This is a genomic window from Enterobacter cloacae complex sp. 2024EL-00214, assembly GCF_043945575.1.
Taxonomy (GTDB): domain Bacteria; phylum Pseudomonadota; class Gammaproteobacteria; order Enterobacterales; family Enterobacteriaceae; genus Enterobacter; species Enterobacter cloacae_P.
Genome location: NZ_JBIMRC010000003.1, coordinates 293,740 through 318,609 on the forward strand (window position 1 = coordinate 293,740; position 24,870 = coordinate 318,609).

Sequence of the window (24,870 nt, forward strand, 5' to 3'; positions counted from 1 at the left end):
CATAATAACGATGGCGATGAAAAAGTTGCTCATAGCGTCGCTGCTGTTTAGCAGCGCCACCGTATACGGTGCTGACGGGTTCGTAGTGAAAGACATTCATTTCGAAGGCCTCCAGCGTGTCGCCGTTGGTGCGGCCCTCCTCAGTATGCCTGTGCGCCCCGGCGATACGGTTAATGATGATGATATCAGTAACACCATCCGTGCTCTGTTTGCCACTGGCAACTTTGAGGACGTCCGCGTCCTGCGCGATGGTGATACGCTGCTGGTTCAGGTAAAAGAACGTCCAACGATCGCCAGTATCACTTTCTCCGGCAACAAGTCGGTGAAAGATGACATGCTCAAGCAGAACCTTGAAGCATCCGGTGTTCGTGTGGGGGAATCTCTGGACCGCACAACCCTTTCAGATATTGAAAAAGGTCTGGAAGATTTCTATTACAGCGTCGGTAAATACAGCGCAAGCGTGAAGGCGGTTGTGACTCCGCTGCCACGTAACCGTGTTGACCTGAAGCTGGTCTTCCAGGAAGGTGTCTCTGCGAAGATCCAACAGATCAACATCGTAGGGAACCACGCGTTCAGCACCGACGAACTGATCTCGACTTTCCAGCTGCGTGACGAAGTGCCGTGGTGGAACGTGGTTGGCGATCGCAAATACCAGAAGCAGAAACTGGCGGGCGACCTCGAAACCCTGCGCAGCTACTATCTGGATCGCGGTTACGCGCGTTTCAACATCGACTCTACTCAGGTCAGTCTGACTCCGGACAAGAAAGGGATCTACATTACGATTAACATCACTGAAGGCGAGCAGTACAAGCTTTCTGGTGTTGAAGTCAGTGGAAACCTGGCGGGGCATTCTGCAGAGATCGAATCGCTGACCAAAATTCAGCCGGGCGATCTGTATAGCGGTGCTAAAGTGACCAAGATGGAAGACGGCATTAAGAAGCTGCTCGGCCGTTACGGTTATGCTTATCCGCGCGTACAGACTCAGCCTGAAATCAACGATGCGGATAAAACCGTTAAGCTTCGCGTTAACGTTGATGCGGGCAACCGTTTCTACGTACGTAAGATCCGCTTTGAAGGTAACGACACTTCAAAAGATTCCGTTCTGCGTCGCGAAATGCGTCAGATGGAAGGGGCGTGGTTAGGTAGCGATCTCGTTGACCAGGGTAAAGAACGTCTGAACCGTCTGGGTTATTTTGAAACGGTCGATACCGACACCCAACGTGTGCCAGGCAGCCCGGATCAGGTTGATGTCGTTTATAAAGTGAAAGAGCGTAACACCGGTAGCTTCAACTTTGGTGTGGGCTACGGTACTGAAAGTGGCGTGAGCTTCCAGGTCGGTGTTCAGCAAGATAACTGGCTGGGTACGGGTTATTCTGTTGGTATCAACGGTACCAAGAACGACTACCAGACCTACTCTGAGTTCTCTGTCACTAACCCATACTTCACCGTTGATGGTGTGAGCCTGGGTGGTCGTATCTTCTATAACGACTTTAAAGCAGATAACGCGGATCTGTCCTCCTATACCAACAAGAGTTATGGTGTAGACGGTACGCTGGGCTTCCCGGTCAACGAATACAACACCCTGCGTGCAGGCTTAGGTTACGTGCATAACGACCTGTCCAACATGCAACCGCAGGTGGCGATGTGGCGTTATCTGGACTCCATCGGTCAGTCAACCAGTAAGACCGGTGACAATAACGGTTTTGCGGCAGATGACTTCACCTTCAACTATGGCTGGACGTATAACCGTCTTGACCGTGGTTACTTCCCGACGGAAGGTTCTCGTGTCAACCTGAACGGTAAAGTCACCGTTCCGGGTTCCGATAACGAGTTCTACAAGGTGACGCTTGATACCGCGTCCTACTTCCCAATTGATGACGACCATAAATGGGTTGTTCTGGGTCGTACCCGTTGGGGCTATGGCGATGGTTTAGGTGGCAAAGAACTGCCATTCTATGAAAACTTCTATGCCGGTGGTTCCAGTACCGTTCGTGGCTTCCAGTCCAATAACATTGGTCCGAAAGCGGTCTACTACGGTGGAAACAAAACGGATAACTGTAATAAATCCTCGTCTTCAGAAGTCTGTAGTTCTAATGATGCGGTGGGCGGTAACGCGATGGCAGTGGCTAGCCTGGAGTTCATTACGCCAACGCCGTTTATCAGTGATAAATATGCGAACTCAGTCCGTACCTCCTTCTTCTGGGATGCCGGTACTGTGTGGGATACCAACTGGGAGAATACCGCACAGATGCGTGCAGAAGGTATTCCAGACTACAGCGATCCGAGCAATATTCGCATGTCTGCAGGTATCGCATTACAATGGATGTCACCGCTGGGGCCGTTGGTCTTCTCTTACGCCCAGCCGTTTAAGAAATATGATGGAGATAAATCGGAGCAATTCCAGTTTAACATTGGTAAAACCTGGTAATAATCCGCTGCAATGGAATGCGTTGGCAGTGTAGCGCTGACAACTGGCGATCGTGCAGACGATCGCCTTGCCACGCAAAGAACGGTACCTTTGAGGTACTAATGGGATGGTAAGGAGTTTATTGTGAAAAAGTGGTTATTAGCTGCAGGTCTCGGTTTAGCGATGGCAACGTCTGCTCAGGCAGCGGGCAAAATTGCGATCGTCAATATGGGTAGCTTGTTCCAACAGGTTGCGCAGAAAACGGGTGTTTCCGCAACGCTGGAAAACGAGTTCAAAGGCCGTGCAAGCGAACTGCAAGGCATGGAAAGCGATCTTCAGTCCAAGATGCAACGTCTGCAGCGCGATGGTTCTACCATGAAAGCGGCTGACCGTAGCAAACTGGAAAAAGATGTTATGTCTCAGCGCCAGGCATTCTCCCAGAAAGCACAGGCTTTCGAGCAGGATCGTCAGCGTCGTTCTAACGAAGAGCGTGGCAAACTGGTGACGCGCATTCAGACAGCAGTTAAATCTGTTGCTGCCGATCAGGGCGTCGATCTGGTTGTTGATGCGAATGCCGTTGCTTACAACAGCAGCGATGTTAAAGACATCACCGCTGATGTTCTGAAACAGGTTAAATAAGTAATGCCTTCTATTCGACTGGCTGATTTAGCTCAGCAGTTGGATGCAGAATTACACGGTGATGGCGATATCGTCATCACCGCTGTTGCGTCCATGCAATCTGCTAAAGCTGGCAATATTACCTTCATGGTAAGCCCTAAGTATCGTGAACATCTGGCTCAGTGTCAGGCGTCAGCTGTTGTTCTTACGCAGGACGATCTTCCGTTTGCCGCAGGTGCTGCTTTGGTAGTGAAAAATCCCTACCTGACGTATGCACGCATGGCCCAAATTCTTGATACCACGCCGCAGCCGGCACAGAGTATTGCTGCCAGTGCAGCAATCGATCCGACGGCTCAGCTTGGTAACAACGTTGCAGTTGGCGCTAATGCCGTTATTGAGTCGGGCGTCGTGCTGGGCGATAACGTCGTGATTGGCCCGGGTTGCTTCGTTGGGAAAAATACGAAAATCGGTGCAGGAACCCGCTTGTGGGCTAATGTGTCCGTTTACCATGAAGTTGAAATCGGCGAAAATTGCCTTGTTCAGTCCAGCACCGTGATTGGTTCTGACGGGTTTGGTTACGCTAACGATCGTGGTAACTGGGTTAAGATCCCACAGCTTGGTCGCGTTATCATTGGCGACCGTGTTGAGATCGGCGCATGTACCACCATTGACCGTGGTGCGCTTGACGACACCATTATTGGCAATGGTGTTATCATCGATAACCAGTGCCAGATTGCACATAACGTTGTGATTGGCGACAATACCGCAGTTGCGGGTGGCGTTATCATGGCAGGCAGCCTGAAAATTGGCCGTTACTGCATGATTGGCGGTGCCAGCGTGATCAACGGTCATATGGAAATATGCGACAAGGTGACGGTGACGGGAATGGGCATGGTTATGCGTCCTATCACTGAACCAGGCGTCTATTCCTCTGGTATTCCGCTGCAACCGAACAAGGTATGGCGTAAAACAGCAGCTCTGGTGATGAATATTGATGATATGAGCAAGCGTCTCAAGTCTCTTGAGCGCAAGATCGATCAACAAGACTAAGCGTTCATCCGTTTAACGCTACTTTCCCGGCCTGTCGGCTTTCTTATAAACCGGCAGGCCGTGTTATTATTGCTACTTAGTACATTTGACAGGAAGAGTATTTTGACTACTGACACTCATACTCTGCATATTGAAGAGATTTTAGAACTTCTGCCGCACCGCTACCCGTTTTTGCTGGTAGACCGTGTGCTGGATTTTGAAGAAGGTCATTTTCTGCGCGCAGTGAAAAATGTCTCCGTAAATGAGCCGTTCTTCCAGGGACACTTCCCTGGTAAGCCTATCTTCCCGGGTGTGTTGATCCTGGAAGCAATGGCACAGGCTACCGGTATTCTGGCGTTTAAAAGCGTGGGTAAACTGGAGCCGGGCGAACTGTACTACTTCGCGGGTATTGATGAAGCACGCTTTAAGCGTCCTGTCGTGCCTGGTGATCAAATGATCATGGAAGTCACTTTTGAAAAAACGCGTCGTGGCCTGACTCGCTTCAAAGGCGTAGCACTGGTTGACGGCAAAGTTGTTTGCGAAGCGACTATGATGTGTGCGCGTAGCCGGGAGGCCTGATACGTGATTGATAAATCCGCCTTTATTCATCCTACTGCTATTGTAGAAACGGGTGCCATCATTGGTGCTAACGTTCACATTGGCCCGTTTTGTATTGTTGGACCCCAAGTCGAAATTGGTGAGGGTACAGTACTGAAATCTCACGTTGTCGTGAATGGTCACACGACCATTGGCAGCAATAATGAGATCTATCAGTTCGCCTCCATCGGCGAAGTAAACCAGGATCTGAAATATGCTGGTGAGTCGACCCGTGTGGAAATCGGCGATCGTAACCGTATTCGCGAAAGCGTCACCATTCATCGTGGAACAGTACAGGGCGGTGGATTGACAAAGGTGGGCAGCGACAACCTGTTTATGGTTAATGCGCATATCGCGCATGACTGTACTGTGGGTGACCGCTGTATTCTTGCCAACAACGCAACGCTGGCAGGACACGTATCGGTTGATGATTTCGCAATTATTGGCGGCATGACCGCAGTCCATCAGTTCTGCATCATTGGTGCGCACGTGATGGTCGGTGGATGCTCCGGTGTGGCGCAGGACGTCCCACCTTATGTTATTGCGCAGGGTAACCATGCCACGCCGTTTGGCGTGAACATCGAAGGCCTCAAGCGTCGTGGCTTTAGCCGCGAAGCGATTACAGCTATCCGCAACGCGTACAAACTGCTGTACCGTAGCGGTAAAACGCTGGAAGAGGTGAAGCCGGAAATTGCCGATCTGGCGAAAAAGTACCCGGAAGTGAACGAGTTCATGGAGTTCTTTGACCGTTCCACACGTGGTCTGATTCGTTAATGGTCGACAGCCGTCCGCTTACGATAGCCCTGGTCGCCGGAGAAACCTCCGGCGATATTCTTGGTGCAGGTCTTATCCGCGCGCTGAAAGCCCGTGTCCCTAATGCCCGCTTTGTCGGTGTTGCTGGCCCGCTGATGCAGGCCGAAGGCTGTGAAGCATGGTATGAAATGGAAGAGCTGGCTGTGATGGGCATCGTTGAAGTGCTGGGGCGTTTGCGTCGCTTGCTGCATATTCGTGCCGATCTCACCCACCGTTTTACCGAGCTTAAACCCGATGTGTTTGTCGGGATCGATGCACCTGATTTCAACATTACCCTTGAAGGGAACCTGAAAAAGCAGGGCATCAAAACCATTCACTACGTCAGTCCGTCCGTCTGGGCGTGGCGACAGAAACGCGTTTTCAAAATCGGGAGATCCACCGATCTGGTGCTGGCTTTCCTGCCTTTCGAAAAAGCGTTTTATGACAGATTTAATGTTCCGTGCCGTTTTATCGGTCATACCATGGCGGATGCAATGCCGCTGGATCCGGATAAACACGCGGCGCGTGACGTGCTGGGTATCCCGCATGATGCTCATTGTCTGGCGCTGCTGCCGGGAAGCCGTGGTGCAGAAGTCGAGATGCTGAGCGCCGATTTCCTGAAGACGGCGCAAATCCTTCGCAAAACATATCCCGATCTTGAAGTGGTTGTGCCGCTGGTGAATGCCAAACGCCGCGAGCAGTTTGAACGCATCAAGGCGGATGTGGCCCCGGATCTTCATGTCCACCTGCTGGACGGGAAGGGCCGTGAAGCGATGATCGCGAGTGATGCCGCGCTGCTGGCCTCCGGTACGGCTGCGCTGGAGTGTATGCTGGCGAAATGCCCGATGGTAGTAGGCTACCGCATGAAGCCGTTTACCTTCTGGCTGGCAAAACGTCTGGTGAAAACCGACTACGTTTCGCTGCCAAACCTGCTTGCCGGTCGCGAGCTGGTGAAAGAGCTTTTACAGGATGAGTGTCAGCCGCAGGCACTGGCTGATGCACTGTTGCCGCTGCTTGCTGACGGCAAGACCAGCCACCAGATGCATGATACGTTCCGCGAACTGCATCAGCAGATCCGCTGTAATGCCGATGAGCAAGCGGCTGATGCGGTGCTGGAGTTAGTAAAATGATGGAATTTATTTATCCCCACACGCATCTCGTGGCGGGTGTGGACGAAGTGGGGCGTGGCCCGTTAGTGGGGGCTGTGGTGACCGCTGCGGTGATCCTTGACCCGGCTCGCCCGATCGTCGGGCTGAATGACTCTAAAAAACTGTCTGAAAAGCGCCGACTGGCGCTGTTTGACGAAATCCAGGAAAAGGCATTGGCCTGGAGCCTGGGTCGCGCAGAGCCGCATGAAATTGACGAACTGAACATTCTGCATGCCACCATGCTGGCAATGCAGCGTGCGGTCGCCGGGCTGAAAATTGCTCCCGAGTATGTCCTGATTGACGGTAACCGCTGTCCGGCACTGCCTGTGCCTTCGATGGCGGTCGTTAAAGGCGATAGCCGGGTCGCAGAAATCAGTGCGGCTTCCATCATAGCCAAAGTGACGCGCGACGCCGAAATGACCGCGCTGGACCTCACTTATCCCCAGTATGGTTTCGCCCAGCACAAGGGATATCCAACCGCTTTTCACCTGGAAAAGCTGGCTGAACATGGCGCAACCGAACATCACCGGCGCAGTTTTGGCCCGGTGAAACGGGCGCTGGGACTGGTGTCCTGAATCAAGACGCAAGCAATTAAGTAACGCGGAATCTGAAGATGGCTGAACCACGTTTCGTACACCTGCGGGTGCATAGCGACTACTCCATGATCGATGGGCTGGCGAAGACCGGGCCGCTGGTGAAAAAGGCGGCCTCGCTTGGCATGCCTGCGCTGGCGATCACCGATTTTACCAACCTGTGTGGTCTGGTGAAGTTCTACGGAACGGCGCATGGCGCGGGGATGAAACCCATCGTCGGCGCGGATTTTCATGTGCAGAGCGAGTTGCTCGGTGATGAAATGACGCAAATTTCCGTGTTAGCGATGAACAACGCGGGCTACCAGAACCTCACACTGCTGATCTCAAAAGCTTACCAGCGCGGCTACGGCGCGTCTGGCCCGTGGATCGACCGCGACTGGCTGGCAGAGCTGAACGAAGGCCTGCTGCTGATTTCCGGTGGCCGGATGGGCGATGTTGGCAAAAGCCTGCTGCGCGGCAATAGCGCACTGGTGGAGCAGTGTGTCTCGTTCTATGAAGAGTATTTCCCGGATCGCTACTATCTGGAGCTGATCCGCACCGGTCGCGCAGATGAAGAGAGCTACCTGCACGCCGCTGTTGCGCTCGCTGAAGAACGCGGGTTGCCGGTTGTGGCGACTAACGATGTACGTTTCCTTGAACCGGGAGACTTTGACGCACACGAAATTCGTGTGGCCATCCATGATGGCTTCACCCTCGACGATCCGAAACGTCCGCGCAACTACTCCTCGCAGCAGTACATGCGTAACGAAGAGGAGATGTGCGAGCTTTTCTCCGACATCCCGGAAGCGCTGGAAAACAGCGTTGAGATAGCGAAACGCTGTAACGTCACCGTGCGTCTCGGCGAATACTTCCTGCCGCAGTTCCCTACGGGGGAGATGACCACGGAAGATTTCCTGGTCGTAAAATCGAAGGAAGGTCTGGAAGATCGTCTGGCGTTTCTGTTCCCGGACGAAGCGGTTCGCAAAGAGAAACGCCCGCCGTACGATGAGCGCCTGGATATTGAGCTTCAGGTTATCAACCAGATGGGCTTCCCGGGTTACTTCCTGATCGTGATGGAATTTATCCAGTGGTCGAAGGACAACGGCGTGCCGGTCGGCCCAGGACGTGGTTCCGGTGCCGGTTCGCTGGTGGCGTATGCGCTGAAAATTACCGATCTCGATCCGCTGGAATTCGATCTGCTGTTCGAACGTTTCCTGAACCCGGAACGTGTCTCCATGCCCGACTTCGACGTCGACTTCTGCATGGAGAAACGCGACCAGGTTATCGAACACGTGGCGGACATGTACGGCCGTGACGCGGTATCGCAGATTATTACCTTCGGTACGATGGCGGCGAAAGCGGTTATCCGCGACGTAGGCCGCGTACTGGGGCATCCGTACGGCTTTGTTGATCGTATCTCAAAACTGGTACCACCCGATCCGGGGATGACGCTGGCAAAAGCCTTTGAAGCTGAGCCGCAGCTGCCGGAAATCTACGAAGCGGATGAAGAAGTAAAAGCGCTGATCGACATGGCGCGTAAGCTGGAAGGCGTCACGCGTAACGCCGGTAAGCATGCCGGTGGCGTGGTTATCGCCCCGACCAAAATCACCGATTTTGCGCCGCTTTACTGCGATGAAGCGGGTCAGCATCCGGTAACCCAGTTTGACAAGAACGACGTAGAATACGCCGGGCTGGTGAAGTTTGACTTCCTCGGTCTGCGTACGCTCACCATCATCAACTGGGCGCTGGAGATGATCAACGCCCGTCGCGAGAAGAGCGGCGAGCCACCGCTGGATATTGCGGCCATTCCGCTGGATGACAAGAAAAGTTTTGATATGCTGCAACGCTCGGAGACCACCGCCGTCTTCCAGCTTGAATCCCGCGGCATGAAAGACCTGATTAAACGCCTGCAACCTGACTGTTTCGAAGATATGATCGCACTGGTGGCGCTGTTCCGTCCAGGGCCGCTGCAGTCGGGGATGGTAGATAACTTTATCGACCGTAAGCACGGGCGCGAAGAGATTTCTTACCCGGACGTTCAGTGGCAGCATGAAAGCCTGAAACCTGTACTGGAGCCAACCTACGGCATCATCCTGTACCAGGAACAGGTTATGCAGATTGCCCAGGTGCTCTCTGGCTACACCCTTGGCGGCGCGGATATGCTGCGTCGTGCGATGGGTAAGAAAAAACCGGAAGAGATGGCCAAGCAGCGCGGCACCTTCGAAGAAGGGGCGAAACAGAACGGCGTTGACGGCGAACTGGCGATGAAAATCTTCGACCTGGTGGAGAAATTCGCCGGGTACGGGTTTAACAAATCGCACTCCGCTGCCTATGCGTTGGTCTCGTATCAGACGCTGTGGCTGAAGGCGCACTATCCTGCTGAGTTTATGGCAGCGGTAATGACGGCCGATATGGACAACACCGAGAAGGTGGTTGGCCTGGTGGATGAGTGCTGGCGCATGGGGCTTAAGATCCTGCCGCCGGATATCAACTCCGGTCTGTACCATTTCCACGTTAATGAGCACGGGGAAATTGTGTACGGGATCGGTGCGATCAAAGGTGTGGGTGAAGGCCCGATCGAGGCGATCATCGAAGCGCGTAACAACGGCGGTTACTTCCGCGAGCTGTTCGATCTTTGCGCCCGTACCGACACTAAAAAACTGAACCGTCGCGTGCTGGAAAAACTGATCATGTCTGGTGCGTTCGACAGGCTGGGGCCGCACCGTGCCGCGCTGATGAACTCGCTCGGCGATGCGTTAAAAGCGGCTGATCAGCACGCGAAAGCGGAAGCTATCGGCCAGGCGGATATGTTCGGGGTGCTGGCAGAAGAGCCAGAGCAGATCGAGCAATCTTATGCCAGCTGCCTGCCGTGGCCAGAACAGGTGGTGCTGGATGGTGAGCGTGAGACGTTAGGTTTGTACCTGACGGGGCACCCGATCAACCAGTACATCAAAGAAATTGAGCGTTATGTCGGAGGCTATAGGCTAAAAGACATGCATCCGACAGAACGTGGTAAAATCACCACGGCTGCGGGGCTCGTGATTGCTGCAAGGGTAATGGTCACCAAGCGCGGCAATCGTATCGGCATCTGTACGCTGGATGACCGTTCCGGGCGTCTGGAGGTGATGTTGTTCACCGATGCGCTGGATAAATACCAGCAATTGCTGGAAAAAGACCGCATACTTATCGTCAGCGGACAGGTCAGCTTTGATGACTTCAGCGGGGGGCTTAAAATGACCGCCCGCGAAGTGATGGACATTGACGAAGCCCGGGAAAAATATGCTCGCGGGCTTGCTATCTCGCTGACGGACAGGCAAATTGATGACCAGCTTTTAAACCGACTCCGTCAGTCTCTGGAACCCCACCGCTCGGGGACAATTCCAGTACATCTCTACTATCAGAGGGCGGATGCACGTGCGCGGTTGCGCTTTGGTGCAACGTGGCGTGTCTCTCCGAGCGATCGTTTACTGAACGATCTCCGTGGCCTCATTGGTTCGGAGCAGGTGGAACTGGAGTTTGACTAATACAGGAATACTATGAGTCTGAATTTCCTTGATTTCGAACAGCCGATTGCAGAGCTGGAAGCGAAAATCGATTCTCTGACAGCGGTAAGCCGTCAGGATGAAAAACTGGATATTAACATCGACGAAGAAGTGCATCGTCTGCGCGAAAAGAGCGTAGAACTGACGCGCAAAATCTTTGCCGATCTCGGCGCATGGCAGATCGCCCAGCTGGCGCGTCATCCACAGCGCCCGTACACCCTGGATTATGTCCGCCTGGCGTTTGATGAATTTGACGAACTGGCAGGCGACCGCGCTTATGCTGACGATAAAGCTATCGTTGGCGGTATCGCGCGTCTGGACGGACGCCCGGTGATGATCATTGGTCATCAGAAAGGTCGTGAAACCAAAGAGAAAATCCGTCGTAACTTTGGTATGCCGGCACCGGAAGGCTACCGTAAAGCCCTGCGTCTGATGGAGATGGCTGAGCGTTTCAACATGCCAATCATCACCTTTATCGACACCCCAGGTGCATACCCTGGCGTGGGCGCGGAAGAACGCGGTCAGTCTGAAGCCATCGCACGCAACCTGCGTGAAATGTCCCGTCTGAGCGTGCCGGTCATCTGTACCGTTATCGGTGAAGGTGGTTCTGGTGGTGCGCTGGCGATTGGTGTGGGTGATAAAGTGAATATGCTGCAATACAGCACCTATTCCGTTATCTCTCCGGAAGGTTGTGCGTCTATTCTGTGGAAAAGTGCCGACAAAGCACCGCTGGCTGCAGAAGCGATGGGCATCATTGCCCCACGTCTGAAAGAGCTGAAGCTGATCGACACCGTGATCCCGGAACCGCTGGGTGGTGCACACCGTAAGCCGGAAGTGATCGCGGCGTCCCTGAAGGCGCAGCTGCTGGCCGACCTGGCTGAGCTGGACGTGCTGAGCAAAGAAGAGCTGCTCAACCGCCGCTACCAGCGTCTTATGACCTACGGTTACGCATAAGCTTCACAATTATCTGAAAAGCCGCACAATGTTGCGGCTTTTTTTATACCCACCGTTTACCTTAACTATGCTTATCTGGTGTTTTTCAAGGAGGTAGACCATGAACATCATTGCCATCATGGGGCCACACGGTGTCTTTTATAAAGACGAGCCCATCAAGGAGCTGGAGCAAGCCCTGCGGTCGCGTGGATATCAGCTTATCTGGCCGCACAACAGCGCCGACCTGCTGAAGTTCATTGAGCACAACCCGCGGATCTGTGGCGTTGTCTTCGACTGGGATGAATACGATCTGGAGTTGTGCAGCGATATCAATAAGCTGAATGAATACCTCCCGTTGTATGCCTTTATCAATACTCACTCGACGATGGATGTCAGTGCCCACGATATGCGAATGGCGCTGTGGTTCTTTGAATACTCCCTCGGCGTAGCGGAAGATATTGCAACCCGCATTCAGCAGTACACGGGGGAATATCTCGATAACATCACGCCACCGTTTACCCGTGCGCTGTTCACCTACGTGAAGGAAGGGAAATACACGTTTTGTACGCCAGGCCATATGGCGGGGACGGCATACCAGAAAAGCCCGGTGGGTTGCCTGTTTTATGATTTCTTTGGCGGAAATACGCTTAAAGCGGATGTATCGATTTCGGTTACTGAGCTAGGTTCTTTGCTCGATCATACCGGCCCGCATCTGGAAGCCGAAGAGTACATTGCCCGCACGTTCGGTGCTGAACAGAGCTACATGGTGACCAATGGCACCTCGACCTCGAACAAGATTGTCGGGATGTACGCCGCACCCGCCGGAAGCACATTGTTGATTGACCGTAACTGCCACAAGTCGCTGGCACATCTGCTGATGATGAGCGACGTCGTACCGTTGTGGTTGTCGCCGACGCGTAATGCACTCGGTATTCTTGGCGGTATTCCACGCCGTGAGTTTACGCATGAAGCCATCGAAAATAAGGTTGCGGCGATCCCCGACGCCAGCTGGCCTGTCCACGCGGTGCTCACCAACTCTACCTATGACGGCCTGTTGTACAACACTAACTGGATCAAGCAGACGCTGGATGTATCATCGATTCATTTTGATTCCGCATGGGTGCCTTACACTAATTTCCACCCGATTTACGCCGGTAAAAGCGGTATGAGCGGTGAACGCGTACCGGGCAAAGTGTTCTTCGAAACGCAGTCGACGCACAAAATGCTGGCCGCATTCTCCCAGGCGTCGCTCATTCACATCAAGGGCGAGTATGACGAAGATACCTTCAACGAAGCCTTTATGATGCACACCACCACCTCTCCGAGCTACCCGCTGGTGGCCTCCATTGAAACGGCAGCGGCGATGCTGCGCGGAAACTCGGGTAAACGTCTGATTAATCGTTCTGTGGAACGGGCGCTGCATTTCCGCAAAGAAGTACAGCGGCTGAAAGATGAGGCTGACGGCTGGTTTTTTGATATCTGGCAGCCAGAAGAGATTGAAGAGGCAGAGTGCTGGCCGGTCGCGCCAGGCGAAAGCTGGCACGGCTTCCGCGATGCTGATGCCGACCATATGTTCCTCGACCCGGTAAAAGTGACGATCCTGACACCCGGTATGGACGAGCAGGGCAATATGAGTGGTGAGGGGATCCCCGCCGCGCTGGTGGCGAAGTTCCTTGATGAACGTGGTGTGGTGGTGGAGAAAACCGGGCCCTATAACCTGCTATTCTTGTTCAGCATTGGGATTGATAAAACCCGTGCGATGGGGTTGCTGCGCGGTCTGATGGAGTTTAAGCGTGCCTACGATCTCAATTTGCGGGTCAAAAATATGCTGCCGGATCTCTATGCAGAAGATCCTGACTTCTACCGCAATATGCGTATTCAGGATCTGGCGCAGGGGATCCACAAACTGATCCGCCAGCACGATCTACCGCGTCTGATGTTGCAGGCGTTTGACGTATTGCCTGAAATGAAACTGACGCCGCACAAAGCCTGGCAGAAGCAGGTGAAAGGCGAGGTGGAAACCATTGAGCTGGAAAATCTGGTCGGTCGCGTGTCGGCCAATATGATCCTGCCTTATCCTCCGGGCGTACCACTGCTGATGCCGGGTGAGATGATCACCGAGGAAAGCCGGACGGTGCTCGATTTCCTGCTGATGCTCTGTTCGGTTGGGCGTCATTACCCGGGCTTTGAGACGGATATTCACGGTGCGAAGCGTGATGAGAACGGTGTGTACTGGGTGCGAGTCTTAAAATAAAGGTGGTGGCTTGCCAGGCGTAGGTTTTCGGTTGTAACGTTCAGAACATCATAAAAAGGAGAAACTATGCTGGGTTTAAAACAGGTTCACCATATTGCGATCATTGCTACCGATTACGCACAAAGTAAGGCGTTCTACTGTGGCATTCTTGGCTTTACGCTGTTAAGCGAGGTTTACCGTGAAGAGCGCGATTCCTGGAAGGGAGACCTGGCATTAAACGGGCACTATGTGATTGAGCTGTTTTCTTTTCCTTTTCCGCCTGCACGTCCGTCCCATCCTGAAGCCTGCGGGCTGCGACACCTCGCCTTTAGCGTTGATGATATTGATCGTGCGGTAAAACATCTGGAAGCCCACGGCGTGAAGTGTGAAGCGATACGTGTTGATCCGTTTACCGACAAGCGCTTTACCTTTTTCAATGATCCGGATGGCCTGCCGCTGGAGCTTTACCAGCAGTAATCGCCATCCTGTGTGATAATGCCCGCTCAGTTCGGGCATTTTTTATGTGTAATTTCCTATGACCTTACCTGCTATCGCACAAGCCGTTTCACCGTACCGCCAGCTACTGGTGGGGTTTAGCGGTGGTCTGGATTCCACCGTTCTTCTCCATCGCCTTAAACTCTGGCGCGACCAGGAGCCTGATGTTCAGCTTCGGGCACTGCATGTCCATCACGGGTTAAGCCCTCATGCTGAGGATTGGGTCGCACACTGCGAGGCATTGTGCGCGACGTGGGGGATCCCGCTGAGCGTTGAACGGGTGAGGCTTCAGGATGAAGGTCTGGGTACTGAGGCTCAGGCGCGTAAAGCCCGCTATGCTGCCTTTGCCCGTGTAGTGCAACCCGGCGAGGTACTGGTAACGGCGCAGCATCTTGATGACCAGTGCGAAACCTTTTTGCTGGCACTGAAGCGGGGAAGTGGTCCGGCGGGGTTATCCGCCATGCCTGAGCGAGCTGATTTTGCAGGGACGCAGTTAATTCGTCCGTTACTGCGTGAAACGCGTGCTTCTCTGGAAACCTGGGCGCGGACGCATCAGCTGAGCTGGATTGAAGATGAAAGCAACCAGGACGACAGTTACGACCGAAACTTCCTGCGCCTGCGCGTTGTCCCGCTCCTGACCGAGCGTTGGGGGCATTTTGCCGAAGCGACGGCCCGAAGCGCCATGCTCTGCGCTGAACAGGAAAGTCTGCTGGATGAGTTGCTGAGCGAAGAGCTGGCCGAATTGATTTCAGCTGACGGAACGCTGACGATTGCACCGCTTGAAGGCATGAGTTCAGTCCGCCGTGCCGCGCTGCTACGGCGCTGGCTGGCCTCTCACAACGCGGCAATGCCGTCGCGGGCCATGCTGAGCCGCATCTGGGATGAAGTGGCTCAGGCACGGGAAGATGCTGCGCCTTGTCTGCATCTGAACGGTTTTGACGTGAGGCGCTACAAAGGGAAGCTCTGGTGGGTCAGGTCGATGCCTTCGCTTGTTGATACTGTTCTCGACTGGAAGACGCCAGATGAAACGCTGGCGTTGCCATGCGGTGCCGGACATATTTCTCTGGTGCAATCGGGTCATGTGCGTCCGCCTGCAGCCGATGAGCTGGTTACCGTGCGCTTTAAGGCCGGTGGTATGTTGCATATTGTCGGGCGCAATGGCGGACGGAAGCTGAAGAAAATCTGGCAGGAGTGTAATGTGCCGCCCTGGTTGCGTGATACCACGCCGCTGCTGTTTTACGGTGAGACGCTGATTGCCGCTGCGGGTGTGTTCATCACTGAAGAGGGGTGGACAGAAGAGGGGATGAATTTTGAGTGGAAAGCGTAACGGGCAGTCGGGCTGCCCGTGAGTGTTATCAGGACTCGCTCACCACAACGGTGCCGATTTCCGGGTGGCTGAAGCTGGCAATTTTGTCCAGGCGAAGCTCACGCGTCGCCCCTGCATCTTCCACAACCAGATATTCCACATTCTTACGCGAAACCAGATCGCTGGCTTTCGCCTTCAATACTTCGCCATCTTTTAGCTCCAGCGTCAGTATTAAATGATGCTGACAGGCGAGTTCGAGGTTGTCATAGTCATCACAATTGATGGGTTGATAAGTATCATTCATCGACATAATCGCTCACCAGTAAATTCGCCGCAGCATACGCTGCTTTTTCCCTGACCGATTCTGAAAGGGTCTCATCAGAGGCCATTTCATTAAGCACTTTCAATACACAGCCCAACGCATCCGGGATGTATCCCAGATCGCCGCTGGCGATTTCCGCATACCGTTTGCGAATTAACTCACAATAATTATTCACATCCCCTCCCGCCAGCGCACTGACTTACTGTGAGATACCATTAAGCCTACGAAGATAAACTCGGTTTAGCAAGGTGACTATACCATACTCATTTAAGCAATATCAGAGCCTTGATAGTCGGGTATTCATCACCTCGTAACAGCCTTTTGCCGCTGTTTTCGCTACAATGTGCGCCTGATTCAAAAGGAGTTTACTCATGGCGCTGAAAGCGACAATTTATAAAGCTGTGGTCAATGTGGCGGATCTTGATCGCAACCAGTTTCTGGATGCGTCATTGACGCTGGCGCGTCATCCCTCTGAAACCCAGGAACGCATGATGCTGCGCCTGTTGGCGTGGATTAAGTATGCTGATGAGCGCTTGCAATTTACCCGTGGCTTAAGTGCGGAGGACGAGCCAGAAGCCTGGCTGCGCAACGATCATCTGGGTATCGATTTGTGGATTGAGCTGGGTCTGCCGGACGAACGTCGTATTAAAAAGGCCTGCACCCAGTCCGCTGAAGTGGCGCTATTTGCATATAATCAACGCGCTGCGGAGATCTGGTGGCAGCAAAACAAGAGCAAATGCGCACAGTTTAAAAATCTTACCGTCTGGTATCTGGACGATGAGCAACTGGCGCAGCTGAGTGAGTTTGCCAGCCGGACGATGGTTCTGCAGGCGACAATTCAGGACGGTGCGATCTGGCTCTCTGATTCTCAGAATAATCTGGAAATTCACTTAACGCCGTGGCAGCCGGCGTCATGATTGTTTTGTCCCGAAATGTCAGCATCCCTGATAATGAGCTGGAGATCACCGCTATCCGTGCTCAGGGAGCCGGTGGGCAGCACGTGAACAAAGCGTCGACGGCTATCCATTTGCGCTTTGACATTCGGGCCTCCAGCCTGCCAGAGTATTATAAAGACAGTTTGCTTGCAGCCAGCCATCACCTGATCACCAGTGACGGTGTCATTGTGATTAAAGCGCAGGAGTACCGTAGCCAGGAATTAAACCGGGAAGCGGCAATTGCCAGGCTGGTGGCGGTGATAAAAGAATTAACGACAGTGCAAAAAAGCCGTCGGGCAACACGACCAACCCGCGCATCGAAAGAGCGCCGGTTATCGTCGAAGGCGCAAAAATCCACAGTGAAAGCGCTACGCGGTAAAGTTCGTCGCCCAACGGAGTGACGAAAGGGAACACACTTTTCATAAGGAATTCATTGTGAAAAAAGCATTATTGTCAGCGCTGGCAGTGAGTACGCTGTTTGCGCTTTTCGGGTGTAATAACCGTTCGGAAACGCAGGTATTACAGCCCACCCAGAGTGAAGAATTAAAGCCGATGCAGCAGAGCTGGCGTGGTGTGTTGCCTTGCGCGGATTGCGAGGGTATTGAGACATCTCTGTTCCTGCAAAAAGATGGTACCTGGGTGATGAACCAGCGTTATCAGGGTGCAAAAGCACCTTCGTCCTTTGCCACTTACGGCACATGGGCACGCACGGCTGAGAAACTGGTGCTGACCGATACCTCCGGTGATAAAACCTGGTTCCGCCCTAAAGGTGACAGCATGGAGATGCTCGATCGCGAGGGGAACCCGATTGAGTCCCAGTTCAACTACACGCTGGCTCCGGTAAAAGCAGCGCTGCCTGCCACGCCAATGGCGATGCGGGGAATGTATTTCTATATGGCAGATGCGGCGATCTTTACCGACTGCGCTACCGGCAAGAAAGTCAGCGTGGCGAATAACGCCCAGCTTGAACGTGATTATGCCGTTGCGCGGGGTAATGACAGCAAGCCGGTATTACTGACGGTTGACGGTCATTTTACGCTGGAGCCAAACCCGGATAGCGGTGAGATGGTGAAAACGCTGGTGGCGGATAAAGACGCGAAGTTCCTGGCGGGCAGAGATTGCAGCAGCAAATAAGCTGAATTATCCCATTAAAAAACCCCGCATGTGCGGGGTTTTTTGTTTATTAACCTTTGATGGCTTTCACCAGGTAATCAAGGATGTCACCGGTCTTGATCATCTGTTTCTCGCCGCTACGACGGTATTTATATTCAATCTCGTCGCTGTCGAGGTTACGGTCGCCGATAACAACAGTGTGCGGAATACCGATCAGTTCCATGTCAGCAAACATCACACCTGGACGCTCTTTACGGTCATCCATCAGGACTTCGATACCCTGAGCGCGCAGCTCGCCGTACAGTTTCTCGGCCAGCTCCTGCACACGGTAAGATTTGTGCATGTTCATTGGCAGGATCGCCACCTGGAATGGTGCGATGTTATCTGGCCATACGATGCCGCGCTCGTCGTTATGCTGCTCAATGGCAGCGGCAACAACACGCGTAACGCCAATGCCGTAGCAACCCATCGTCAGGATCTGGTTACGGCCATCTTCACCCTGAACGGATGCGTTCAGTGCGCGGGAGTATTTATCACCCAACTGGAAGATATGACCCACTTCGATGCCGCGTTTGATCATCAGGGTACCCTGACCATCCGGGCTTGGGTCACCGGCAACCACGTTACGGATATCTGCCACTTCTGGTGTCGCCACATCGCGATCCCAGTTGATGCCAAAGTAGTGCTTGCCATCGATGTTTGCGCCAGCGGAGAAGTCGCTCATTGCTGCAACCGTACGGTCAACAACAACGGGGATTGGCATATTCACTGGGCCCAGAGAACCCGGGCCTGCATTCACGACAGCGCGGATTTCGGCTTCTGTTGCGAACGTCAGTGGGCTGGCAACCTGCGACAGTTTCTCTGCTTTCACTTCGTTCAGTTCGTGATCGCCGCGAACCAGCAGGGCGACCAGCGGGCTTTTACTGCCTTCAGCCGCTTTCACCAGCAGGGTTTTAACCGTTTTCTCAACAGGCAGATTGAATTGTTCCACCAGTTCGGCAATGGTTTTCGCGTTTGGCGTATCAACCAGCTTCATCTCTTCAGTTGCTGCGGCGCGTGGTGTTTTTGGTGCCAGGGCTTCAGCAAATTCGATGTTAGCGGCGTAATCAGAGGAGTCAGAGAAGATCACATCGTCTTCACCGTTCTGCGCCAGTACCTGGAACTCATGGGATGCGCTGCCACCGATAGAGCCAGTGTCAGCCTGGACAGCGCGGAAATCCAGACCTATACGGGAGAAGATTTTGCTGTACGCTTCGTACATCTTGTCATAGGTCTCTTGCAGAGATTCCTGAGTCGTGTGGAAAGAGTACGCATCTTTCATCAGGAATTCGCGGGAACGCATGACGCCAAAGCGTGGACGCACTTCGTCGCGGAACTTGGTCTGGATCTGGAAGAAGTTCAGCGGCAGCTGTTTATAAGAGCTCAGCTCATTACGGATAAGATCGGTAATGACTTCTTCATGCGTCGGGCCGAGGACAAACGGACGATCGCCACGATCGGCAATACGCAGCAGTTCCGGACCGTACTGCTCCCAGCGACCGCTCTCCTGCCACAGTTCAGAGGGCTGAACGACAGGCATTAACACCTCGATTGCACCGGCGTTGTTCATCTCTTCACGCACGATGTTTTCGACTTTTTTCAGGACGCGCACGCCGGTCGGCAGCCAGGTGTATAACCCGGAGGCCAGCTTGCGGATCATCCCGGCGCGCAGCATCAGTTGGTGGCTGATAACTTCGGCGTCGGCGGGTGTCTCCTTCAGAGTGGAGAGCAGATATTGGCTAGTACGCATGTTGTTACGGTTCCATTTCGACGATTGGAACAGGCTGAAACACCAGCCTGACACAAAAAAAGTGGTTTAGTTTACCAGTGTGGCAAAGATGCCAAAAGAGAGGAAAATAAAATTACCTGGGTTCCAGGGCAAAGACTTCAAATCCCGCCTCAGTTACGCGCCAGCGAACGTTAAAATCCAGCAGCCAGACAGCGTAGGTTTTCCCGGCATCCTCTTCTTTACGGTAGGCTGGACGGGGATCCTGAGCCAGAACTTCAGTAATAAAGTCCCGAAGGTGGGGATAGCGTTTTTCCAGCTGGCTGAGTTGTGCAGTTAGCTCAGCGGTGAAGTGAACAGGCATATCTGCCCGTGGTGCTTCCTGAGCATAGCTGGCGCGGGCATCCGGCAGCGCTTCGGCGAAAGGCAGATACGGCTTGATATCGATAACCGGCGTGCCATCAACCAGATCAAGACTACCTAACTCCAGTATCACCTGATCTTTCTGACAGCGTATGCCTTTCAGCTCGACCAGTGACATACCGACAGGGTTTGGGCGGAACGTTGAGCGAGTCGCAAACACGCCCATTCTGGCATTGCCTCCCAGACGAGGAGGGCGCACGGTAGGACGCCAGCCCCCTTCCATGGTCTGGTGAAACACAAACACCACCCATAGGTGGCTGAACGCTTCGAGCCCGCGTACCGCATCGGCCTGATTGTAAGGCGCGATCAAGTGAAGTTCACCACCGCCGCGGGTAACCAGACCTGGCTGGCGCGGTACGGCGAACTTCTCTTTATAAGGTGAGCGGATAACGCCTATCTGCCCGAACTGAAATGAACTCATTTCGCAGTAATGTTAAGCGCAGAACCGATGCAAACTGCCTGACGGTAGCAGCCAGGTGTACCGCTGGTCACTTCACAGCTGTGCAGCAGAACCGCGTTGGCTTTCATTTTTGCTGCGTTGATCTGCATGCGTTTACGAGCCGTTGGGATGTTTGGTGGGGAGTCCTGATTGGTTGCCTGACAGGATTCACCGCTCACTTCACCCAGTTCACGGAAAGGTTTACCCACGAGATCGTCGGCTTTGGTAATAATGCGAACCGGTGCAGGACGTGGCGCTTTCGGCTTTGCTGGCTCCGCTTTTGGCGGGGTTGCTGTGCTTTGAACAGGCTCAACAGGAGATCTGCTTAGCATAGAACAGCCGCTCAGCATCAGTGCTAAAAGACAGATCGGTAAAGCACGCATAATAGTTCCTCAATGGATGATCAAATCGTCAGATATTGAATCAGTTGCCTGCATAAATGACAAGACGGGCTTTCGCCCGTCCTGATGATATTACACTGAGGTGAGATTACCAGCCTTTAACAGCGCCGCCGTTAAACACTTTATTGGCTTCCTGGTAAACTTCGTCAGACTGATATGCCTGAACGAATTTCTTCACGTTTTCCGCGTCTTTGTTGTCTTCGCGAGTCACGATCAGGTTTACGTATGGAGAGTCTTTATCTTCCACGAAGATACCGTCTTTTGCCGGAGTCAGGCCAATCTGGCTTGCGTAGGTGGTGTTGATAACCGCCAGTGCAATCTGTGCATCGTCCAGGGAACGTGGCAGCTGCGGTGCTTCCAGTTCAACAATTTTCAGATTTTTCGGGTTCTCGGTAACGTCCAGAACGGTCGGCAGCAGGCCAACACCGTCTTTCAGTTTGATCAGACCCACTTTCTGTAACAGCAGCAGGGAACGGCCGAGGTTGGTCGGGTCGTTAGGCACGGCAACCTGAGAGCCTGGCTGCAGTTCGTCCAGAGATTTAATTTTCTTGGAGTAACCCGCAATTGGGTAAACAAAGGTATTGCCAACCGCGACCAGTTTATAGCCACGATCTTTAATCTGCTGATCCAGGTACGGTTTGTGCTGGAAGGCGTTGGCGTCGATATCGCCTTTGCTCAGCGCTTCGTTCGGCAGAACGTAGTCGTTGAAGGTGACCAGCTCAACGTCCAGGCCATATTTCTCTTTCGCCACCTTCTGAGCGACTTCAGCAACCTGCTGTTCTGCACCCACGATAACACCCACTTTGATGTGGTTTGGATCTTTCTCGTCCTGACCGCAACCCACCAGTGCCAGAGAGCCGATCAGCGCGCCTACCGCTGCAAGGGTCTTTAATTTAAACGCCATGTTATATCCTTAACTCGTCGAGTTTGTGTTGTGTGTACGTTATTTGTGAGTAACAGTCCGGACGATGCGATCGCCAGAGAACTGGATTAAGTAAACCAGAACAACCAGCAATACCAGAACGGTATTCATTACGGTAGCGTTATAACCAATATAGCCGTACTGGTAACCAATCTGGCCTAAACCGCCAGCACCAACTGCACCACCCATCGCGGAATAACCGACCAGAGTGATAAGCGTAATGGTTGCTGCGTTTACCAGGCCTGGCAGCGCTTCAGGGAGCAGAACTTTGCGCACGATCTGCATCGGTGTTGCCCCCATCGCACGGGAGGCTTCAATCAACCCTGTTGGGATCTCCAGCAGGGCGTTTTCCACCATACGGGCGATAAACGGTGCAGCACCCACGGTCAGCGGAACGATTGCCGCCTGCAGACCGATAGACGTACCGACGATCACGCGGGTAAATGGAATCATCCACACCAGCAGAATAATGAACGGGATAGAACGGAAGATATTCACCAGCGCAGAAAGAGTGCGGTAGAGCTTCGCGTTCTCAATGATTTGACCTGGGCGCGTTACGTACAACAGCACGCCGACCGGCAGGCCAATCACAAACCCAAAGAAACCTGATACAAAGGTCATTGCCAGCGTTTCCCAAACGCCGCGAACCAGTAACCACATCATCGGCTCAGACATAACCCAGTACCTCTACTTTTACATGATGTTCTTGCAGCCAGGCGATCGCCGCCTGTGTTTCTTCTTGTGTGCCGTGCATTTCCGTCAGCATGATGCCGAACTTCACACCACCGGCGTAATCCATCTGCGCGCTGATGATGTTGTTGTTCACGTTAAAGCGACGCGCGGTTTCAGAAAGCAGTGGTGCATCGACAGATTGACCGGTGAATTCCATGCGCAGCATCGGGACGCTGTCTGCAATCGGTTCTGCTTTTAAACGTTCCAGATAATCTTCCGGAATATCCAGGTGCAGTGTGGACTGAATAAACTGTTGCGCCAACGGCGTCTTCGGATGAGAGAACACTTCGCTTACCGTGTCCTGCTCAATCAGTTCACCGTTGCTGATTACGGCAACACAGTCACAGATGCGTTTCACCACATCCATTTCATGCGTAATAAGGAGAATAGTCAGACCCAGACGACGGTTAATGTCTTTCAGCAGTTCCAGAATAGAACGTGTGGTTGCCGGGTCCAGTGCGCTGGTGGCCTCATCGCACAGCAGCACTTTAGGATTACTTGCCAGCGCGCGGGCAATGGCCACTCGCTGTTTTTGTCCACCGGACAGATTTGCCGGGTAGCTATCATGTTTATCACCCAGGCCGACGAGATCCAGCAGTTCGGTTACGCGACGCTTCACTTCATCTTTAGGTGTGTTGTCCAGTTCCAGCGGCAATGCAACGTTGCCGTAAACAGTGCGGGAAGCCAACAGGTTGAAGTGCTGGAAAATCATGCCAATCTGGCGACGTGCTTTGGTGAGTTCTTTCTCTGAGAGGGCGGTAAGCTCTTGTCCGCCAACCTCAATGCTACCCTGGGTTGGACGCTCAAGAAGGTTAACACAACGGATCAGTGTACTTTTGCCTGCACCCGATGCGCCAATGACGCCATAAATTTGACCAGCAGGAACATGCAGGCTGACGTTGTTCAGCGCCTGAATGGTTCGGTTCCCCTGCTGGAACACTTTGGTGATATTGGAAAGTTTAATCATTAGATTATTTTTATCGTATGTAAGTTAGCCGTGGCATTTTCTTCTGCCAGATACGGGTGATGACCGTAAACAAAATGGATGTTAAGGCATCCAGACGTCTAAATCAATCCAACTCTGTGCGATGAGCACTTTATTGCGCTGCGATTCATGAGATACTAGCCGGACATGCCTTTTTCAGGAGCAAACCGGTGGCAAAATCAGTACCCGCAATTTTTCTCGATCGTGATGGCACTATTAATGTGGATCATGGTTACGTCCATGAGATTGATGAGTTTGAGTTTATCGAAGGCGTAATAGATGCCATGCGCCAGCTGAAAGAGATGGGCTATGCGCTGGTGGTCGTGACAAATCAGTCTGGTATTGCGCGTGGCAAATTCACTGAAGCGCAATTCGAGACGCTGACGGAATGGATGGACTGGTCGCTGGCTGACCGCGGCGTTGATTTGGACGGTATCTACTATTGTCCACATCACCCTCAGGGTACAGTAGAAGAATATCGCCAGACCTGTGATTGTCGTAAACCGCATCCAGGAATGTTTATCTCTGCGCAGGAGTTCCTGCACATTGATATGGCCGCTTCTTATATGGTGGGCGATAAACTGGAAGATATGCAGGCGGCAACTGCTGCTGGTGTAGGCACCAAAATATTAGTGCGCACTGGTAAACCCGTCACGCCAGAAGCAGAGAATGCGGCTGACTGGGTGATTAATAGCCTGGCAGATTTACCAAAAGAGATTAAAAAGCACCAAAAATAGCCTTTTTGGCGAAAAGATGAGCGGTTGAAATAAAAATGCATTTTTCCGCTTGTCATTCCTCGGAGGCTCCCTATAATGCGCCTCCATCGACACGGCGGATGTGAATCACTTCACAAACAACCCGGTCGGTTGAAGAGAAAAATTCTGAAATAACGGGTTGACTCTGAAAGAGGAAAGCGTAATATACGCCACCTCGCAACGGTGAGCTGAAAGCCGCGTTGCAACTGCTCTTTAACAATTTATCAGACAATCTGTGTGGGCACTCAAAGTGACATGGATTCTTAACGTCCTCGGACGATAAATGAATACCAAGTCTCAACGAGTGAACACGTAATTCATTACGAAGTTTAATTCATTGAGCATCAAACTTTTAAATTGAAGAGTTTGATCATGGCTCAGATTGAACGCTGGCGGCAGGCCTAAC

The 24,870-nt window shown here is 52.9% G+C and carries 24 protein-coding genes; 16 read left to right on the top strand and 8 right to left on the bottom strand.

From position 1 onward, the window contains the following. Positions 1 to 10 precede the first annotated feature (10 nt). The 12 genes from bamA (at position 11) to tilS (ending at position 15,693) form a co-directional block, all read left to right on the top strand. Complete coding sequence (gene bamA / locus ACHHZ6_RS05535; protein ID WP_182273815.1) at positions 11 to 2,428, top strand: outer membrane protein assembly factor BamA; 2,418 nt, start codon at positions 11 to 13, stop codon at positions 2,426 to 2,428. A gap of 123 nt (positions 2,429 to 2,551) precedes the next feature. Next, complete coding sequence (gene skp / locus ACHHZ6_RS05540; protein WP_182273816.1) at positions 2,552 to 3,046, top strand: molecular chaperone Skp; 495 nt, start codon at positions 2,552 to 2,554, stop codon at positions 3,044 to 3,046. A gap of 3 nt (positions 3,047 to 3,049) precedes the next feature. Beyond that, a complete protein-coding gene (gene lpxD / locus ACHHZ6_RS05545; RefSeq protein ID WP_182273817.1) occupies positions 3,050 to 4,075 on the top strand; it encodes a UDP-3-O-(3-hydroxymyristoyl)glucosamine N-acyltransferase in 1,026 nt (341 codons plus the stop codon). Between the two features lie 102 nt (positions 4,076 to 4,177). Further along, positions 4,178 to 4,633, top strand: coding sequence for a 3-hydroxyacyl-ACP dehydratase FabZ (gene fabZ / locus ACHHZ6_RS05550; RefSeq protein ID WP_038155523.1), 456 nt, complete (start codon positions 4,178 to 4,180; stop codon positions 4,631 to 4,633). Positions 4,634 to 4,636: 3 nt separating this feature from the next. Continuing rightward, positions 4,637 to 5,425: an acyl-ACP--UDP-N-acetylglucosamine O-acyltransferase gene (lpxA, locus tag ACHHZ6_RS05555; protein ID WP_182919437.1), complete on the top strand. Its 789-nt coding sequence runs from the start codon at positions 4,637 to 4,639 to the stop codon at positions 5,423 to 5,425. Further along, positions 5,425 to 6,573: a lipid-A-disaccharide synthase gene (gene lpxB, locus ACHHZ6_RS05560; protein WP_182273819.1), complete on the top strand. Its 1,149-nt coding sequence runs from the start codon at positions 5,425 to 5,427 to the stop codon at positions 6,571 to 6,573. The genes lpxA and lpxB overlap by 1 nt, the downstream gene beginning before the upstream one ends. Further along, positions 6,570 to 7,166: a ribonuclease HII gene (gene rnhB, locus ACHHZ6_RS05565; protein ID WP_182273820.1), complete on the top strand. Its 597-nt coding sequence runs from the start codon at positions 6,570 to 6,572 to the stop codon at positions 7,164 to 7,166. Before lpxB ends, rnhB begins: the two co-directional genes overlap by 4 nt. A gap of 38 nt (positions 7,167 to 7,204) precedes the next feature. Next, positions 7,205 to 10,687 (top strand): DNA polymerase III subunit alpha, encoded by a 3,483-nt coding sequence (gene dnaE / locus ACHHZ6_RS05570; protein WP_395121891.1) that lies wholly within the window; start codon positions 7,205 to 7,207, stop codon positions 10,685 to 10,687. A 12-nt stretch (positions 10,688 to 10,699) separates the two neighbouring features. Then, positions 10,700 to 11,659 carry an acetyl-CoA carboxylase carboxyl transferase subunit alpha gene (gene accA / locus ACHHZ6_RS05575; RefSeq protein ID WP_182273822.1) on the top strand — a complete coding sequence of 320 codons (960 nt, stop codon included), beginning with the start codon at positions 10,700 to 10,702 and terminating at the stop codon, positions 11,657 to 11,659. Between the two features lie 100 nt (positions 11,660 to 11,759). Further along, entirely contained in the window at positions 11,760 to 13,892 is a 2,133-nt protein-coding gene (locus ACHHZ6_RS05580; RefSeq protein ID WP_182273823.1) for a lysine decarboxylase LdcC, read from the top strand. Positions 13,893 to 13,958: 66 nt separating this feature from the next. Next, positions 13,959 to 14,348 carry a VOC family protein gene (locus ACHHZ6_RS05585; RefSeq protein ID WP_182919441.1) on the top strand — a complete coding sequence of 130 codons (390 nt, stop codon included), beginning with the start codon at positions 13,959 to 13,961 and terminating at the stop codon, positions 14,346 to 14,348. Positions 14,349 to 14,406: 58 nt separating this feature from the next. After that, a complete protein-coding gene (tilS, locus tag ACHHZ6_RS05590; RefSeq protein ID WP_395121892.1) occupies positions 14,407 to 15,693 on the top strand; it encodes a tRNA lysidine(34) synthetase TilS in 1,287 nt (428 codons plus the stop codon). A gap of 28 nt (positions 15,694 to 15,721) precedes the next feature. On the opposite strand, the gene rof is transcribed toward tilS, so the two are convergent. Together rof and ACHHZ6_RS05600 are read right to left on the bottom strand one after the other, a co-directional pair. Beyond that, on the bottom strand, positions 15,722 to 15,982 hold the full coding sequence (gene rof, locus ACHHZ6_RS05595) for a Rho-binding antiterminator (protein ID WP_003856148.1): 261 nt from the start codon (positions 15,980 to 15,982) through the stop codon (positions 15,722 to 15,724). Beyond that, on the bottom strand, positions 15,969 to 16,169 hold the full coding sequence (locus ACHHZ6_RS05600) for a YaeP family protein (RefSeq protein WP_182273826.1): 201 nt from the start codon (positions 16,167 to 16,169) through the stop codon (positions 15,969 to 15,971). Before ACHHZ6_RS05600 ends, rof begins: the two co-directional genes overlap by 14 nt. Before the next feature lie 196 nt (positions 16,170 to 16,365). On the opposite strand from ACHHZ6_RS05600, the gene ACHHZ6_RS05605 reads away from it, so the two are divergent. From ACHHZ6_RS05605 to nlpE, 3 genes are read left to right on the top strand one after another with little or no spacing between them, the layout of a single operon-like run. Further along, entirely contained in the window at positions 16,366 to 16,911 is a 546-nt protein-coding gene (locus tag ACHHZ6_RS05605; protein ID WP_182273827.1) for a YaeQ family protein, read from the top strand. Next, positions 16,908 to 17,330 (top strand): alternative ribosome rescue aminoacyl-tRNA hydrolase ArfB, encoded by a 423-nt coding sequence (gene arfB, locus ACHHZ6_RS05610; RefSeq protein WP_182273828.1) that lies wholly within the window; start codon positions 16,908 to 16,910, stop codon positions 17,328 to 17,330. The genes ACHHZ6_RS05605 and arfB overlap by 4 nt, the downstream gene beginning before the upstream one ends. A gap of 34 nt (positions 17,331 to 17,364) precedes the next feature. Next, positions 17,365 to 18,063 carry an envelope stress response activation lipoprotein NlpE gene (gene nlpE / locus ACHHZ6_RS05615; RefSeq protein WP_395121893.1) on the top strand — a complete coding sequence of 233 codons (699 nt, stop codon included), beginning with the start codon at positions 17,365 to 17,367 and terminating at the stop codon, positions 18,061 to 18,063. Positions 18,064 to 18,112: 49 nt separating this feature from the next. Here nlpE and proS read toward each other — a convergent pair whose 3' ends face one another. From proS to metN, 6 genes are all read right to left on the bottom strand, one after another. Then, a complete protein-coding gene (gene proS, locus ACHHZ6_RS05620; RefSeq protein ID WP_395121894.1) occupies positions 18,113 to 19,831 on the bottom strand; it encodes a proline--tRNA ligase in 1,719 nt (572 codons plus the stop codon). A 112-nt stretch (positions 19,832 to 19,943) separates the two neighbouring features. After that, entirely contained in the window at positions 19,944 to 20,651 is a 708-nt protein-coding gene (gene tsaA, locus ACHHZ6_RS05625) for a tRNA (N6-threonylcarbamoyladenosine(37)-N6)-methyltransferase TrmO (RefSeq protein ID WP_182273831.1), read from the bottom strand. Continuing rightward, positions 20,648 to 21,052, bottom strand: a complete 405-nt coding sequence (gene rcsF / locus ACHHZ6_RS05630) for an Rcs stress response system protein RcsF (RefSeq protein WP_182273832.1) — start codon at positions 21,050 to 21,052, stop codon at positions 20,648 to 20,650. The genes tsaA and rcsF overlap by 4 nt, the downstream gene beginning before the upstream one ends. A gap of 106 nt (positions 21,053 to 21,158) precedes the next feature. Continuing rightward, a complete protein-coding gene (gene metQ / locus ACHHZ6_RS05635) occupies positions 21,159 to 21,974 on the bottom strand; it encodes a methionine ABC transporter substrate-binding lipoprotein MetQ (protein WP_182273833.1) in 816 nt (271 codons plus the stop codon). Positions 21,975 to 22,013: 39 nt separating this feature from the next. Further along, entirely contained in the window at positions 22,014 to 22,667 is a 654-nt protein-coding gene (locus ACHHZ6_RS05640; RefSeq protein WP_014168730.1) for a methionine ABC transporter permease MetI, read from the bottom strand. Continuing rightward, positions 22,660 to 23,691, bottom strand: a complete 1,032-nt coding sequence (gene metN, locus ACHHZ6_RS05645; protein ID WP_182273834.1) for a methionine ABC transporter ATP-binding protein MetN — start codon at positions 23,689 to 23,691, stop codon at positions 22,660 to 22,662. Before metN ends, ACHHZ6_RS05640 begins: the two co-directional genes overlap by 8 nt. A gap of 188 nt (positions 23,692 to 23,879) precedes the next feature. Here metN and gmhB point away from each other — a divergent pair, with 188 nt between their 5' ends. After that, positions 23,880 to 24,446, top strand: coding sequence for a D-glycero-beta-D-manno-heptose 1,7-bisphosphate 7-phosphatase (gmhB, locus tag ACHHZ6_RS05650; RefSeq protein ID WP_143344664.1), 567 nt, complete (start codon positions 23,880 to 23,882; stop codon positions 24,444 to 24,446). Positions 24,447 to 24,870: the final 424 nt, after the last annotated feature.